Here is a 14,300-nt window from a genome sequence, read left to right as displayed (position 1 = left end):
CTACGCTATTTCAAGAATAACTTTTCAGGGTTAATTATGGTTAAGATCCGTGTCATTCCTGCGCTGATTGTCGTATTTGCGTTAGCTGGCTGTTCCCGCACTGAACCTGTTCAAAACATCAATGAAACCGTCTCCTTACAGTACAGTAATGAGCAGCTAAAAGAGGCGATCCTTCAGGCTGGCCTCTCCCGCCAATGGGTGATGACGCCAGCAGGGCCGGGGGTTATCAACGGCATGTTGTCCCAGCGCGGGCACACTGCCACTATTCGCGTGACCTATTCCAACGGCAGTTACAGCATCAATTATGTCAGCAGCAGCAATTTGAAGGCAAAACGTGGAAGAATTCACCGCAATTATAATCACTGGGTAGCTAACCTGGATCAGGATATTAAGCTCCGCCTCGCTTCTCAGGCTGCTAAATAAGCAAACGATCGGGTTACCCTCACAAAATGCATCAGTAGCCTTAAAGATTAAAGCCGGTTTGCCGACAACCTTTTCAGATAGCCAGTTCGGTTAAAACACCTGCTCCCTGCAATTGCGGGTAAATCTGAGTGCTATCAGGGCCAGGCAGACGCTATGCTTAGTGGAATGTTCTGCCCTGCAGAGGGCGGAACGCTTTATGAAGATTGGACGTATGAAATTAGCTTTTACACTCCTCGACTGGCAGGCCAGCGCACCGGGACTGAACGAGCAAGCCGACTGGGAACAGTGGGCCAGCCAGACTCCCAGCCTTGATGCCTCCCAGCCGATGGCCAAAACACGCTTTCTGCCGATGATGACGGCCCGACGACTGACGGGCGGAAGCCGTGCAGCCGTAGAAAGTGGTCTGGCACTGCTTAAGCGCCAGCGGGTCGATGCCATTGTGTTTACCAGCCGCCACGGTGAGCTGGAGCGAAATCTGCGGATCCTGACCTCGCTGGCCAATGATGAAAGCCTCTCTCCCACGGATTTCACCATGTCAGTGCACAATGCCGCCGTTGGCAGCCTGACTATTGCCGCTGCCGCACCGCTGGTCAGCACTTCTCTTGCGGCAGGCGTGGACTCTTTCCAGCAGGGATTGGTTGAAGTGAGCGCGCTTCACTCAGCCGGTTATCAGCAGGTGTTACTGGTCGATTTCGAAGGTGCTGTGCCTGAATTTTATCACCCTCATTTACCAGAGGGCGCTTTACATAGCCCTTATGCAGTCGCTTTATTACTGGCTGCGGGTGATAAATGCTGCTGTGTATCCAGTCCGGCAGAGAACAAAGAACAGGGCGGTTTGCCCCAAAGCCTGATGTTTCTTCATGCTTATCTTGCCGGTTCTTCGGCTTTTAGCCTGAAAGGCGATCGACTGAACTGGTCGTGGGAATGTCGTTATGACTGACTCAACCTGTAGCAAAAGCGCTGGTGCCGCGGCCTGCAACAGAGTCTGGCGCATTATGATGACGGGCCTCTGTTTTACCTTGTTTGGCCTGGGTGGCCTGATGTTATCGCTGGTGTGGTTTAATTTGCTGCTGCTGGTTCAGCGTAATCCTGTCCGCCGCCGCCAGCTAGCCCGCCGCAGCATTTCAGCCAGCTTTCGTTTCTTTATGCGTACCATGACCTTTTTAGGCGTGCTGGATTACCGCATAGAAGGAGCAGAGATCCTGCGCAGCGACCGTCGTTGCCTGGTGGTCGCGAACCATCCCTCATTGATTGACTATGTCATGCTGGCTTCGGTCATGCCGGAGGTGGATTGCCTGGTGAAAGCCGATTTGCAGCGTAACGTCTTTCTGCGCGGCGTAGTCCGCTCCGCCAACTATCTGGTTAACAGCCAGGCAGAAACCCTGCTGCCAGACTGCCAGCAGCGGCTGGAGGAGGGCGAGGCGATCATGATCTTCCCTGAGGGAACCCGCACGCGCTATGGCGAACCCCTTAAACTGCAGCGCGGCGCAGCAAATATTGCCGTGCGCTGTCAGTGCGATTTGCGTATTGTGCACATCCGATGCACCCAGCGAATGCTGGATAAACAAAGCCGTTGGTACCAGGTACCGCCGGAAAAACCGCTGTTTACCGTGACGGTCGGTCAACGGATAGACAGCCAGCAATTTATGGCAGGGGATGAGGATGCTCAGGCGCTGGCCGCCCGACATCTGACCCAGTATTTACAGCAGGCATTAACCCCAGAACATCAATAATTATTCGGAAACAGGTATGGAAGAGCTAGCGCTTGAAATAAAACAGATGATCATCGATACCCTCAATCTGGAAGAGATTGCCGCGGAAGAGATCGACAGTGAAGCCCCTTTATTCGGCGACGGATTAGGGCTGGACTCTATCGATGCGCTGGAGCTTGGGCTGGCGGTGAAAAATCGCTATGGCGTGGTGCTGTCAGCCGAAAGTGAGGAGATGCGCCAGCATTTTTATTCCGTCTCCACGCTGGCGGCCTTTATCCTGACTCAGCGCAAGCTGGGTGCCTGATCCTCAACATCGCGAGTTATTTATGGATAAGAATGAAATTTATCAGGAAGTCACCGGCCTTCTGGTGAAACTTTTTGAATTAGACGCGGATGACATCAAGCCGGAATCACGGCTGTATGAAGACCTGGAACTGGACAGCATTGACGCGGTAGACATGGTCGTGCATCTGCAAAAACGTATCGGCCGCAAAATTAAGCCGGAGATGTTTAAAGCCGTGCGTACGGTGCAGGATGTGGTCGACGCGGTTGACCAACTGATCCGCGAAGGGTAATTCACCAGAGATGCAGCGGCTGTTGCAGGGCGTCAGTGCGCTGATGATGGTTGCCTGGCCGTTTCTGGTCTGGCTCTCATTAACGCACCCCACCTGGCGCTGGTTGTTACCTCTGGCCGCGGTGCTTTTCCTGTTGCGCTGGCTGGCTTTGCGGGGCAGCCATGGCGCCCTTTCCCTGGTGGGGAAATGGCTGGCACTGGCCGGGGCCGGGTTAAGCCTCAGCAGCCTGTTCCTGCGGGATCATCATTTGCTGCTGTGGTATCCGGTGATGGTTAACTGCCTGATGCTGCTGCTGTTTGGCAGTTCGTTAGTCAGCAGGATGCCGCTGGTAGAACGGCTGGCTCGTCTGCGTGAACCGGACCTGCCTCCCCGAGCCATCCTCTGGACCCGGCGTGTCACTCAGGTCTGGTGTCTGTTTTTCATTTTTAATGGCAGCGTCGCGTTGGCGACCTGTCTGATAAACAATCTTCTCTGGTGGACGTGGTGGAACGGGCTGGTCAGTTATCTGTTGATGGGGCTGTTGATGGCAAGCGAGTGGCTGCTGCGTCAGCGTATGAGAAAGCAGGCATGAACAAGGCGATCCCAGCCGGACAGTGGCTGACCGTAAGCGCTGAGGGGCCGATTGCCCGGCGTGGCAGCCAACTTTATACGCGGCAGCAATGGCAGCGTGAGGTTCTGGCATTAGGCCATTTCCTGCTGGCTCAGCCACAGCAGAAGTGGGCGCTGTGCTTTGAGGACAGCTACCTGTTCAGCATTGCGCTGCTTGCCGCATTACATGCAGGCAAAACCCCGGTGCTCCCCGGTCATTGCCGCGAATCATTGTTGCAGGAACAAAGCCGTGAATTTGAGGCCGTGCTGACGGACACCTCATTGACGTTGACCTGTCCGGTGATCGCTTTCGCGGGTGCGGTTAGCAATGTGAAGGATCTCCCCGCGTTACCTGCAATTGACCCCATGGCTTTTATCGTCCTGTTCACTTCCGGTTCGACCGGGACACCGCGACAGATCGTCAAGCCGCTGAGCTGCCTGGATGAAGAAGCCCGTTGGCTGGCGGAGCGCTGGGGCGATCGCCTTCAGGGCTGCACGGTCATCGCTTCTGTCAGCCATCTACATCTTTATGGCCTGACCTTCCGCATTTTCCTGCCGCTGGCACTTGGGCTGGTATTTGACTGCCGCCAGGTGTTTTACAGTGAACAGCTGTCCGCTCAGGACCCAAGTCTGAAATTCGCCTTTATCAGCAGCCCGGCCTTTCTGCGCCGTCTGGATCGCAGCCTGGCCGCGCCGAATTGCAGGTTGATTGTTTCCGCTGGCGGAGTGTTGCCCTGGAGCAGCGCGCAGGAGGTTAACAGCTGGCTACAGCAGCCGGTGGATGAAATTTATGGCAGCACAGAAACTGGCGTGCTGGCTACCCGTATCCGCAGTACAGAAGACCAATCCTGGCAGCCTTTTAACGGCGTGCATTTCTCTCAGGACGATCGCCAGCGCTGGTGGGCAACCTCCCCACTGATCCCCCAGGTTGAAGGCCTGCAGCTGGATGACAAGCTGCAATTCGAAGAAAGGGGATTCCAACTCTGTGGCCGCTACGACCGCACGGTAAAAATTGAAGATAAGCGCGTGTCGCTCAGTGAGATTGAACGACGACTGTTGGCTTTGCCGCAGGTTATTGATGCGGTGGCGCTCTCGGTCAGCCGACCAGAACGCAGTGGAATTGGTGTGGTACTGGTGCTGAATGCCGCCTACAGTGAACAGGAACTGGCCCAGCTGAAGCGAGACTGGCGGCATGAGCTGCACCGCTGGCTGGAGCCCGTGGCTATGCCGCGTTACTGGCGGATCGTAGAGACGATCCCTCACAACAGTCAGAGCAAGCGTGCCTGGCCGCAAATACAGGAGTTATTTTATGCTGCCCGTTGAACTCTCCTGCCAGCAGCAGGCTGATAAGGTTGAGCTGGAGTTGAAAGTCGAAGCGGATCTGTTTTGGTTTCGCGGACATTTCCCCACGCAACCGATCCTGCCAGGTGTCGCTCAGCTGGATTGGGTGATGCATTACGGTCTCTCTTTACTGGCGCCGGGCAAACAGTTCTCCGCCATCGAAAATATAAAATTTCAGCAGCCGATCCTGCCAGGAAAAACCCTGAAGCTGACGCTTAGCTGGCAGGAAGCCAAAAACTGGCTGCTGTTTGACTATCAGATCCTCGGTGATGAACAGCCTCAGCGAGCCAGCAGCGGGAAAATATCGCTGTGCTAGCCGCAGATTTTTCCCCTTGCGTGGTGATCCCCTGTTACAACCATGGGGCGATGATGGCCTCGGTGCTGGCGCGGCTGGCGCCTTTTAACCTGCCGGTTATTATCGTTGATGACGGCAGCGACGAGGCTACACGCCTGCAGGTTGAGCTGTTACTGAACGAGCAGATAACCTTAATCCGTCTGGCGGAAAATCAGGGGAAGGGGGCTGCGGTGATGCGCGGGCTTAAGGCCGCAGCCGAAGCTGGCTTCAGCCATGCGTTGCAGGTAGATGCAGATGGTCAGCATCAGATTGAAGACTGCCCGCAGATGCTGGAAGAAGCCCGGAAACATCCCGATTATCTGATTTCAGGCCAGCCGGTGTATGACGATTCGATCCCGAAGTCGCGCCTTTATGGCCGTTACGTCACCCATTTCTGGGTCTGGGTTGAGACGCTCTCCTTCTCCATCAAGGACAGCATGTGCGGTTTCCGCGTTTACCCGCTGGCACCCACGCTTTTGCTGGCAACCCGTCATCCCATCGGTCAGCGGATGGATTTCGACACGGAAATCATGGTTCGCTTGTACTGGGCTGGCACGCCAAGCCGCTTTATCGCTACCCGCGTGACTTATCCGCAGGATGGGATCTCGCACTTTGATGCGCTGCACGATAATTTGCGCATCTCGTGGATGCACACCCGGCTGTTTTTTGGCATGTTGCCACGCATTCCTGCCCTGCTGAAGCGCCGTCGCGGTGAGCATTGGGCGGTGGCGAAAGAACGAAAAGGACTGGCTGGCCTGAAGTTTATGCTGTGGATCTACCGTCTCTTCGGGCGCGGGCTGTTTACGTTGTTCCTCTGGCCAGTAATTGGCTTCTACTGGTTAAGCGGGGGCCCGCAGCGCGAAGCTTCCCGCCAGTGGTTGCAGACAGTGCAAGAGTACGCCGCGGAAAAAGGCCTCAGGCTGCCGGGCCGATTAAGCAGTTTTCACCATTTCCTGCGCTTCGGTGAGGCAATGCTGGAGAAGATTGCCAGCTGGCGCGGCGACCTGCGCTGGGGAAAAGAGATCGATTTTGCCCCCGGAGCGGAGGAAGCGCTTGCCGCAGGGCAACCAGGCGGAAGGCTGATCCTCGCCTCCCACCTGGGTGATATTGAAGCCTGCCGCGCGCTGGCACAGCAGGTGAGTGGGCTGGTGATCAACGCGTTGGTCTTTACTGATAATGCCCAGCGTTTCCGCCAGGTGATGGATGAGATCGCGCCGGAGGCCAGTAAACAGGTGATCCCGGTGAGCAATATTGGCCCGGACACGGCCATCCTGTTGCAGCAGAAACTGGATGCTGGGGAATGGGTAGCCATCGTTGGCGACCGCACGGCGGTGAATCGTCAGCGAGGCGGCGTAAGAAGGGTTATCTGGAGCACCTTCTTTGGCAAGCCAGCGCCTTTCCCGCAGGGACCTTTTGTGCTGGCGGCCGCGTTGCGTTGTCCGGTGCTGCTGATGTTCGCTGTGCGTGAGCAGGGCCAACTTAAACTGCATTGCGAACCTTTTGCCGACCCGCTGCTGTTGCCAAGGGCAACCCGACAACAAGCGTTGCAGGAGGCTGTTGATCGCTATGCCGCCAGGCTTGAGCATCACGCGCTGCTAGCCCCGCTGGACTGGTTTAATTTTTTTGATTTCTGGCAGCTGCCGGATCAACCGCAAGAGAAAGAGGAGTAACAGTGTTAAACGATCCGCGTTTTTCTGTTGAAGTTGAGCTGAGCATTCCCTTCCATGATGTGGATGCCATGGGCGTTGTCTGGCACGGCAACTACTTCCGTTATTTTGAGATTGCCCGCGAAAAATTACTCGGCAAGTTTAACTACGGTTACCGCGAAATGAAGGCCTCTGGCTATTTGTGGCCGGTGGTGGATACGCGGGTGAAGTACCGTGGGGCGCTGACCTTTGAGCAAACCATCCGGGTGCGCGCCACGCTGGAGGAGATCGAAAACCGTCTGCGCATTAACTACCAAATTTTCGATGCGCAGAGCGGCCAGCGTCTGACCACGGGTTACACCATTCAGGTGGCCGTGGAAGAGGGCAGCCAGGAGCTGAGCTTTGTCTCGCCACCGATTCTTTTTGAACGGCTGGGAGTTCAACCATGATCAAATCACTGCTCGCCGGTCTGCTGCTGTTCAGCGCCGCGATTCAGGCCGTCACGCTGGAAGATTTACAGCAGCGCTTCGCCAGCCAGCCGGTCGTGCGGGCTGATTTCACCCAGCTGCGTGAAATTAAAGGCATGGCGCAGCCGTTGAAATCCAGCGGTGAGCTGTTAATTGCGCAAGATAAAGGGCTGTGGTGGCAGCAGGCAAAACCTTTCCCGTTGACGCTGGTTCTGGATGACAAGCGCATGGTGCAGGTGATGAACGGCCAGGCCCCGCAGATTATCACCGCAGAAAGCAACCCGCAGATGTTCCAGTTTAATCACCTGATGCGGGCGCTTTTCCAGGCAGATCGTACAGTACTGGAACAGAACTTCTCGCTGGACTTTAAAGACCAGGGACAGCAGAAATGGCAGCTGGTGCTGACGCCTACCACCTCTCCGCTGGATAAGTTATTCAATACCATTACGTTGCAGGGCGCAGAGTATCTGGACGCGATTAAGCTGAACGATCGTCAGGGCGATAAAACCGACATTACGCTCAGCAACCAGCGCCTGACGCCTGCCAGCCTGACTGATGAAGAGCAGAAGCGTTTTGTTTTCTAAGTCTCCGCGCCTTCTCGCCCTCGGTTGGCTGGCTGTTTGCCTGCTACTGAGTGCCGTGCTGGTGACATTACTGCCCAGAGCCACCCTCAACAGCAGCGTGCTGGCCTTATTGCCAGAGCAAACCATGGGTGATATTCCAGCCGACTTGCAGCAGGGCTTTATGCAGCGGTTGGACCGTCAGCTGGTCTGGCTGGTTAGCGCCGGAGACAGGAACGATCCTGACGTCGCAAACTGGATGCTGCAGCAGTTGCAAGGGATGCCCGTTCTGGAGAGTGTTCAGGGGCCGATGACCCACGATCGTCAGCAAGCCTGGGGCAAGTTCGCCTGGCAGCACCGCAATGCGCTGATCGACCCGGCAACCCGGGCCCGGCTGCAAAACGGCGGGGCAGCACAAGGGAACTGGGTTCTTGGGCAGCTCTATTCGGCTTTTGCTGGCGTCAGTGGCAAAGAATTGTCTAACGATCCTTTGCTGCTGGTGCGCGGGGCGCAGCTGGCGATGCAACAGAACAGTGGCCAACTTGGGCTTAGCCAGGGCTGGCTGACCACCACGGATAAGCAAGGCAAGGTCTGGTATTTCCTGCATGGGGAACTCAAAGGGAATTCCTTTGATATGCAGCAAAGCCAGGCGGTGGTGGCGCAGCTGGCGGCGTTAAAAATCAGGCTGCAGGAAAAGTATCCGCAAGCACAGTTACTGTCACGAGGGACCGTTTACTTCAGTGATTTTGCCAGCCAACAGGCAAAGCATGATGTTTCAACCCTGGGTGTAGCGACCCTTATCGGCGTGCTGTTGCTGGTGTTCTCGGTTTTCCGCTCCCCACGTCCGTTGTTTTTGTGCGCGCTCTCGGTGGGCATTGGCGCGCTGGCTGGCATTACCGTTACGCTGCTGGTGTTTGGCGAACTGCATCTGATGACGCTGGTGATGAGCCTGAGCATCGTGGGGATTTCTGCCGACTACACGCTGTACTATCTGACCGAACGCATGGTGCATGGCGCCGATGCCACGCCAGCCGAAAGCCTGAGTAAGGTGATCCGTGCCTTGTTGCTGGCACTGGGGACCACCGCAATAGCCTGGTTGATTATGGTGTTCGCGCCGTTCCCTGGTATCCAACAGCTGGCGGTCTTTGCGGCTGTTGGGCTGACGGCCTCCTGCCTGACGGTGATTTGCTGGTATCCATTGCTGGTCAAAGGGCTGCCCGTTCGCCCGGTCCCAGCGCTCGCTTTAATGGGACGTTGGCTGGGCAGCTGGCGGAGAAACCGCACCGTGCGCGTTGGATTACCGCTGCTGGTGGCTGTGATCTCCCTCGTTGGGCTGACCAGACTGCATGTTGATGATGATATTTCTCAGCTCCAGACGCTGCCTCCTGCCTTGCTGGCACAGGAAAAGCAGATTACCCGGTTAACCGGTCAGAGCGCCGATCAAACCTGGATGGTGGTGTACGGTGATACGCCGGAACAGACCTTGCAACGTCTTGAGACGCTGGCACCGAAACTCGCCAACGCCAAAAACCAGCACTGGCTGGGGAATTACCGTCTGTTGCCGCTTTCCTCACAGGCCAGGCAGCAAAAAGATAACCAGTTGTTACAAAGCGCGACTGCTGGCGTGATGGCGCAGCTGCGTCAGGCTGGAGTCGAAGTGGCCGATCCCGATTTATCGGCAATGACCCTGACACCGCAGCAATGGCTCTCCAGCCCGAACAGTGAAGGCTGGCGTCTGTTGTGGCTCTCGGTTCCCTCCGGACGTAGCGGTGTTCTGGTGCCGGTTGAAGGTGTGAAAAACAGCGCGGCGCTGGCCGAAATAGCCAAAAGTCTGCCGGGTGTGAGCTGGATCGATCGCAAGGCCACTTTTGATCACCTGTTCGCTTTCTACCGCACGTTGCTGGGCTGGCTTCTGGCCGCTGCTCTGGTGGCGATTGCGCTAAGCTATATGCTGCGTCTGGGCTTGCGCCAGGGCGCGATCTGCGTTCTGCCTTCCGTGCTTTCACTGGGTGGCGGGCTGGCGGCATTAGCGCTCTCAGGCCATTCACTGAATCTGTTCTCGCTGCTGGCCCTGGTTCTGGTGCTGGGTATCGGCATCAATTACACCTTGTTCTTCAGTAATCCCCGCGGCACGCCGATAACCTCGTTGCTGGCCGTGACGCTGGCGATGGCAACCACGCTACTGACATTGGGCATGCTGGTCTTCAGCAGTACCCAGGCTATCGCCAGTTTTGGCATTGTGCTTTGCAGCGGCATATTTACGGCCTTCCTGCTGGCTCCCCTGGCGATGCCGCTAAAAAGGAAAAAGAGATGAGAGTGATTGCGGTGGCCGCACTGGCCATGATGCTGCTGGCTGGTTGCGCCAGCAAACCCGATCAGAGCAAACCAGAAGCCTGGCTCAAGCCTGGTGTAAAGATGATGCTGCCGGATCCAGGGATTACCCCGGCGTTTACTCAGCAGCAGTTGCTGACCGGAACCTTCAAAGGTAAGCAGCAATCGCTGCTGGTGTTGCTAAGCGCCGATCGTGATCAGTTGACGCTGGCCGGACTTTCTTCACTGGGAATTCGTTTATTCAGAGTGAGTTACGATCACACCGGCATTCACACTGAGCACTCTCTGGTGTTGCCAGAGATGCCGCCAGCCAGCCAGGTGCTGGCCGACATTATGCTGAGCCACTGGCCAATCGCCGCCTGGCAGCCGAGATTACCGGAGGGCTGGACCCTCAGGGACAGCGGCGACCGTCGCCAGCTGCGTGACAATCACGGCAAGTTGATTACCGAGATCCGTTACCTGCAACGCGGATCGCAACGTGAGCCAGTGAGTATTCAGCAGTTTGCTTTTGGCTATCAAATCCTTATTCAACATCTGGACGCCTGATGATCTACATTTCGGCAGTCGGTATGCTCAGCGCGCTGGGTAATGACATGGCAACAACGGCGGAAAATCTGGCGAGGAATGAAGCGCCAGGTATGCAGCCCGACAGCGGTTGGCTGCCAGAGGGAAAATCCTGCTGGACAGGACGGATCACAGCAGCGTTGCCGCCCATTCCTGACTCTTTTGCCGCTCACCGCAGCCGCAATAATCAGCTGTTGCTGGCCGCTTTGCAGCAAATTCAGCCGCAGGTTGATGAAGCCATCAGCACCTTCGGAGCAGACCGTGTCGCTGTGGTACTTGGCACCAGTACCTCGGGGCTGCATGAGGCCGACAGTAAGGTGGCGGAAAGTGCTGATGGGTATCACTACTATCAGCAAGAGCTTGGCGATCCTTCAAGGTTTCTGGCTCAGTATCTGCACTTATCAGGCCCGGCTTACACGCTCTCAACAGCCTGTTCATCAAGCGCCAGAGCGATAATCAGTGGTCAGCGTTTGATTGACTCCGGACTGGCTGACGTAGCAATTGTTGGCGGTGCAGACACCTTAAGCCGGATGCCAATTAACGGCTTCGACAGCCTTGAGTCTTTGTCTGGCGTTCGCTGTGCTCCGTTTAGCAAACAGCGTAACGGCATCACCATTGGAGAAGGCGCAGCGTTGATGTTGCTGACCAGAGTCCCGCAGCAGGTTGCCCTATTAGGCGTAGGCGAGTCTTCTGATGCTTACCACATGTCGGCACCGCATCCCGAAGGTGAGGGCGCTATCCGGGCGATTAAGATGGCGCTCAGTCAGGCTAATCTGGCACCTGATGCCTTGGGGTATATCAATTTGCACGGTACGGCGACGCGTCTTAACGATCAGATTGAAGCTGGTGTGGTGAATGCGCTGTTTGGTGAGCGCATTCCCTGCAGTTCGACCAAGCATCTGACTGGTCATACGCTGGGCGCAGCAGGGATTTGCGAAGCCGCAATAAGCTGGCTGATCCTGACACAATCTGTTCCTTTACCGCCGCAGGATTTCACCCACACGGAGCAGGATGATACGCTGCCTGCCTGTGGGGTGTTATTGCAGGCTCGCCCGTTGGTGGGGTCTGCAGTGATGAGTAACTCTTTTGCCTTTGGCGGCAACAATACCTGCCTGATTTTGGGAAAGTGTAATGGTTGAATACAAGAGTGCGGCAGAGTATCTGCCCCACGATGCTCCAATGGTGCTGGTGGAGAAAGTGCTCTCCGTCGGGGAAGAACAGGCCAGCTGTCAGGTGAGGGTGGGCGAAGGTGTTCTGGCGCCGTTTCTGACGGCGGAAGGCGATCTTCCTGCCTGGTTTGGCATAGAGATTATTGCGCAAGCTATTGGCGTCTGGTCAGGCTGGCATGGCCGCCAGCTTCACGACAGCAAGCCTTCGCCGGGTATGCTGCTTGGCGGACGCGGCTATCGCTGCCAGAGCGCTGTTTTTCCAGCAGGATCAACGCTGGAAGTGACCGTCACGCTGCTGATGCGGGATGAGAAAATCGGCAGTTTTGAGGGCGTAATCAGCATAAATGGCGAACGTTACGCCAGCGGCAGGCTGAACACCTATCAGCCTGACCAGGAAGAACTCCACCAACTTTTGCAACAGGGTAAAAACGGATGACACGTTCAGTATTGGTCACGGGTGGCAGCAAGGGCATTGGACGGGCGATTGCCTGCCGCCTGGCCGCCGAGGGTTTCACGGTTGTGGTGCATTATCACAGCGACCGCGCCGGTGCAGAAGAGACGCTGCGCCTGATGCAGCAGTCTGGCGGTCTGGGCCGTTGTCTGGGCTTTGATATTGCTGACCGGGAACAGTGCCGTACCCTGATCGAGCAGGATATTGCGGATCATGGTGCCTATTATGGCGTGGTCAGTAATGCTGGCATTACCCGTGACGGAGCGTTTCCGGCTCTGAGTGAAGATGACTGGGACAGTGTGATCCATACCAATCTGGACAGTTTTTACAACGTGATCCATCCCTGCATTATGCCGATGATTGGCCTGCGTAAAGGCGGCCGAATCATCACGCTTTCCTCCGTATCAGGCCTGATGGGGAATCGCGGGCAGGTAAACTACAGTGCGGCTAAAGCGGGCATTATTGGCGCCACCAAAGCGCTGGCGATTGAGTTAGCTAAGCGAAAAATCACCGTAAACTGCATTGCGCCAGGCCTGATTGATACCGGGATGATCCAGATGGAGCCGGTAGCGGTAGAAGAGGCGATGAAGATGATTCCAATGAAGAGAATGGGGCAGGCTGACGAAGTCGCCGGGCTGGCAAGTTATCTGATGTCAGATATCGCCGCGTATGTCACCAGACAGGTCATTTCAATCAATGGAGGCATGCTGTGATCCGCCGTGTAGTCGTGACAGGGATGGGGGGCGTCACCGCCTTTGGTAACAGCTGGTCAGAGATTTCCGCCAGGATGCGTGCTGGCCGCAATGCCGTGCGCAAAATGCCCGAGTGGCAGGTTTATGACGGTCTGAACACCTTGCTGGGTGCGCCGGTAGATGATTTCACTCTGCCAGATCATTACACGCGTAAGCGCATTCGCTCGATGGGGAGAGTGTCGTTGATGGCGACCCGTGCCAGCGAGCTGGCGCTGGAGCAGGCGAATCTGCTGGGGCATCCAGTGCTGACTAACGGCGAAACCGGCATTGCCTATGGTTCATCAACGGGCAGCACGGGCCCGGTCAGCGAGTTTGCCACTATGCTGACGGAGAAGCACACCAACAACATTACCGGCACCACGTACGTCCAAATGATGCCGCACACGGCTGCCGTCAACGCCGGTTTGTTCTTTGGTTTACGCGGCCGGGTTATCCCAACCTCCAGCGCCTGTACTTCAGGCAGTCAGGCGATTGGTTATGCGTGGGAAGCGATTCGTCACGGTTATCAGACGGTGATGGTAGCCGGGGGTGCAGAAGAGTTGTGTCCATCAGAAGCCGCGGTGTTTGACACGCTGTTTGCGACCAGCCAGCGCAACGATGCGCCGGAAACCACGCCTTCTCCGTTTGATAAGCAGCGTGATGGTCTGGTGATTGGTGAAGGTGCCGGAACGTTGGTGCTGGAAGAGCTGGAGCATGCAAAAGCGCGTGGCGCGACCATCTATGCCGAGATCGTTGGTTTCTATACCAATTGCGATGCGGCCCATATCACCCAGCCGCAGCGGGAAACGATGCAAATTTGCATTGAAGGCGCGCTGAAGATGGCGGAACTGAAGGCCGAGGACATTGGTTATATCAATGCACATGGCACGGCTACGGAGCGCGGTGATATCGCGGAAAGTCAGGCCACGGCGGCCATTTTCGGCGACCGAACTCCGATCTCTTCTTTCAAGAGCTATTTCGGCCATACGTTAGGAGCCTGCGGTGCGCTTGAGGCGTGGCTGAGCATTGAGATGATGCGGGAAGGGTGGTTTGCTCAGACGTTAAATCTGACCGACCCCTCAGAAGAGTGCGGTGAGTTGGATTACATCATGCACCAGCCACGAGCGATCCAAACCGATTACGTCCAGTCGAACAACTTCGCCTTTGGAGGCATTAATACCTCGTTGATCTTCCGCCGCTGGACGGAATAGGGGCGTCGGCATAGAGCGCGTTGTTAAGATCCAAAGTTCAAGGACGGCTGCGGTGGTAAGGCGTCAGCATAGAGCGCGTTATCCGAGACGCTCGTAGTGGAAAATGCAGCTCCACACAAAGTCGCAGCAACAGTGAAAGCCTGGATGCAGCATCCCTGCTGCATACACTCGGCTAACGCGCTCTATGCCGCCACCCA

At 56.3% G+C, this 14,300-nt stretch carries 17 protein-coding genes; all 17 read left to right on the top strand.

Translation table 11 applies throughout. From position 1 onward, the window contains the following. The first annotated feature begins 36 nt into the window (after nt 1-36). A complete protein-coding gene (locus WCC56_RS19825) occupies nt 37-423 on the top strand; it encodes a hypothetical protein (protein WP_424694039.1) in 387 nt (128 codons plus the stop codon). Between the two features lie 211 nt (nt 424-634). Next, nucleotides 635-1,363: a beta-ketoacyl synthase chain length factor gene (locus tag WCC56_RS19820; RefSeq protein ID WP_424694038.1), complete on the top strand. Its 729-nt coding sequence runs from the start codon at nt 635-637 to the stop codon at nt 1,361-1,363. Further along, the gene (locus tag WCC56_RS19815) at nt 1,356-2,156 is read left to right on the top strand and encodes a lysophospholipid acyltransferase family protein (RefSeq protein WP_424694037.1); all 801 of its coding nucleotides are present in this window, start codon (nt 1,356-1,358) and stop codon (nt 2,154-2,156) included. The genes WCC56_RS19820 and WCC56_RS19815 overlap by 8 nt, the downstream gene beginning before the upstream one ends. Nucleotides 2,157-2,172: 16 nt before the next feature. After that, complete coding sequence (locus WCC56_RS19810; protein WP_424694036.1) at nt 2,173-2,439, top strand: phosphopantetheine-binding protein; 267 nt, start codon at nt 2,173-2,175, stop codon at nt 2,437-2,439. Nucleotides 2,440-2,461: 22 nt separating this feature from the next. Beyond that, nucleotides 2,462-2,710 carry an acyl carrier protein gene (locus tag WCC56_RS19805; protein ID WP_013201615.1) on the top strand — a complete coding sequence of 83 codons (249 nt, stop codon included), beginning with the start codon at nt 2,462-2,464 and terminating at the stop codon, nt 2,708-2,710. A 10-nt stretch (nt 2,711-2,720) separates the two neighbouring features. Then, nucleotides 2,721-3,281: a hypothetical protein gene (locus WCC56_RS19800; RefSeq protein WP_424694035.1), complete on the top strand. Its 561-nt coding sequence runs from the start codon at nt 2,721-2,723 to the stop codon at nt 3,279-3,281. Next, on the top strand, nt 3,278-4,621 hold the full coding sequence (locus tag WCC56_RS19795) for an AMP-binding protein (RefSeq protein ID WP_424694034.1): 1,344 nt from the start codon (nt 3,278-3,280) through the stop codon (nt 4,619-4,621). The genes WCC56_RS19800 and WCC56_RS19795 overlap by 4 nt, the downstream gene beginning before the upstream one ends. Next, nucleotides 4,608-4,955 carry a 3-hydroxyacyl-ACP dehydratase FabZ family protein gene (locus WCC56_RS19790; RefSeq protein WP_424694033.1) on the top strand — a complete coding sequence of 116 codons (348 nt, stop codon included), beginning with the start codon at nt 4,608-4,610 and terminating at the stop codon, nt 4,953-4,955. Before WCC56_RS19795 ends, WCC56_RS19790 begins: the two co-directional genes overlap by 14 nt. After that, nucleotides 4,949-6,643 carry a glycosyltransferase family 2 protein gene (locus WCC56_RS19785; RefSeq protein WP_424694032.1) on the top strand — a complete coding sequence of 565 codons (1,695 nt, stop codon included), beginning with the start codon at nt 4,949-4,951 and terminating at the stop codon, nt 6,641-6,643. Before WCC56_RS19790 ends, WCC56_RS19785 begins: the two co-directional genes overlap by 7 nt. Before the next feature lie 2 nt (nt 6,644-6,645). Further along, complete coding sequence (locus WCC56_RS19780) at nt 6,646-7,068, top strand: acyl-CoA thioesterase (protein ID WP_424694031.1); 423 nt, start codon at nt 6,646-6,648, stop codon at nt 7,066-7,068. Further along, nucleotides 7,065-7,670, top strand: a complete 606-nt coding sequence (locus WCC56_RS19775; RefSeq protein ID WP_424694030.1) for a LolA family protein — start codon at nt 7,065-7,067, stop codon at nt 7,668-7,670. Before WCC56_RS19780 ends, WCC56_RS19775 begins: the two co-directional genes overlap by 4 nt. Continuing rightward, entirely contained in the window at nt 7,642-9,960 is a 2,319-nt protein-coding gene (locus WCC56_RS19770; protein ID WP_424694029.1) for an MMPL family transporter, read from the top strand. The genes WCC56_RS19775 and WCC56_RS19770 overlap by 29 nt, the downstream gene beginning before the upstream one ends. Beyond that, a complete protein-coding gene (locus WCC56_RS19765; RefSeq protein ID WP_424694028.1) occupies nt 9,957-10,523 on the top strand; it encodes a DUF3261 domain-containing protein in 567 nt (188 codons plus the stop codon). The genes WCC56_RS19770 and WCC56_RS19765 overlap by 4 nt, the downstream gene beginning before the upstream one ends. Next, complete coding sequence (locus WCC56_RS19760; protein WP_424694027.1) at nt 10,523-11,680, top strand: beta-ketoacyl-[acyl-carrier-protein] synthase family protein; 1,158 nt, start codon at nt 10,523-10,525, stop codon at nt 11,678-11,680. The genes WCC56_RS19765 and WCC56_RS19760 overlap by 1 nt, the downstream gene beginning before the upstream one ends. After that, entirely contained in the window at nt 11,673-12,146 is a 474-nt protein-coding gene (locus WCC56_RS19755; RefSeq protein ID WP_424694026.1) for a 3-hydroxy-fatty acyl-ACP dehydratase, read from the top strand. Before WCC56_RS19760 ends, WCC56_RS19755 begins: the two co-directional genes overlap by 8 nt. Further along, nucleotides 12,143-12,874 (top strand): 3-ketoacyl-ACP reductase FabG2, encoded by a 732-nt coding sequence (locus WCC56_RS19750; protein ID WP_424694025.1) that lies wholly within the window; start codon nt 12,143-12,145, stop codon nt 12,872-12,874. Before WCC56_RS19755 ends, WCC56_RS19750 begins: the two co-directional genes overlap by 4 nt. After that, nucleotides 12,871-14,103, top strand: a complete 1,233-nt coding sequence (locus WCC56_RS19745; RefSeq protein ID WP_424694024.1) for a beta-ketoacyl-ACP synthase — start codon at nt 12,871-12,873, stop codon at nt 14,101-14,103. Before WCC56_RS19750 ends, WCC56_RS19745 begins: the two co-directional genes overlap by 4 nt. Nucleotides 14,104-14,300 lie beyond the last annotated feature (197 nt).

It is taken from the genome of Erwinia sp., assembly GCF_049696395.1.
In the GTDB taxonomy this organism is placed as follows: domain Bacteria; phylum Pseudomonadota; class Gammaproteobacteria; order Enterobacterales; family Enterobacteriaceae; genus Erwinia.
This window is presented reverse-complemented; position numbering and strand designations above follow the sequence as displayed.

What these genes read in the sequence shown, in the direction of transcription:
- WCC56_RS19825 (WP_424694039.1), top strand. Translation starts at nt 37, where the DNA reads ATGGTTAAGATCCGTGTCATTCCTGCGCTGATTGTCGTATTTGCGTTA.
- WCC56_RS19820 (WP_424694038.1), top strand. Translation starts at nt 635, where the DNA reads ATGAAATTAGCTTTTACACTCCTCGACTGGCAGGCCAGCGCACCGGGA.
- WCC56_RS19815 (WP_424694037.1), top strand. Translation starts at nt 1,356, where the DNA reads ATGACTGACTCAACCTGTAGCAAAAGCGCTGGTGCCGCGGCCTGCAAC.
- WCC56_RS19810 (WP_424694036.1), top strand. Translation starts at nt 2,173, where the DNA reads ATGGAAGAGCTAGCGCTTGAAATAAAACAGATGATCATCGATACCCTC.
- WCC56_RS19805 (WP_013201615.1), top strand. Translation starts at nt 2,462, where the DNA reads ATGGATAAGAATGAAATTTATCAGGAAGTCACCGGCCTTCTGGTGAAA.
- WCC56_RS19800 (WP_424694035.1), top strand. Translation starts at nt 2,721, where the DNA reads ATGCAGCGGCTGTTGCAGGGCGTCAGTGCGCTGATGATGGTTGCCTGG.
- WCC56_RS19795 (WP_424694034.1), top strand. Translation starts at nt 3,278, where the DNA reads ATGAACAAGGCGATCCCAGCCGGACAGTGGCTGACCGTAAGCGCTGAG.
- WCC56_RS19790 (WP_424694033.1), top strand. Translation starts at nt 4,608, where the DNA reads ATGCTGCCCGTTGAACTCTCCTGCCAGCAGCAGGCTGATAAGGTTGAG.
- WCC56_RS19775 (WP_424694030.1), top strand. Translation starts at nt 7,065, where the DNA reads ATGATCAAATCACTGCTCGCCGGTCTGCTGCTGTTCAGCGCCGCGATT.
- WCC56_RS19770 (WP_424694029.1), top strand. Translation starts at nt 7,642, where the DNA reads ATGAAGAGCAGAAGCGTTTTGTTTTCTAAGTCTCCGCGCCTTCTCGCC.
- WCC56_RS19765 (WP_424694028.1), top strand. Translation starts at nt 9,957, where the DNA reads ATGAGAGTGATTGCGGTGGCCGCACTGGCCATGATGCTGCTGGCTGGT.
- WCC56_RS19760 (WP_424694027.1), top strand. Translation starts at nt 10,523, where the DNA reads ATGATCTACATTTCGGCAGTCGGTATGCTCAGCGCGCTGGGTAATGAC.
- WCC56_RS19755 (WP_424694026.1), top strand. Translation starts at nt 11,673, where the DNA reads ATGGTTGAATACAAGAGTGCGGCAGAGTATCTGCCCCACGATGCTCCA.
- WCC56_RS19750 (WP_424694025.1), top strand. Translation starts at nt 12,143, where the DNA reads ATGACACGTTCAGTATTGGTCACGGGTGGCAGCAAGGGCATTGGACGG.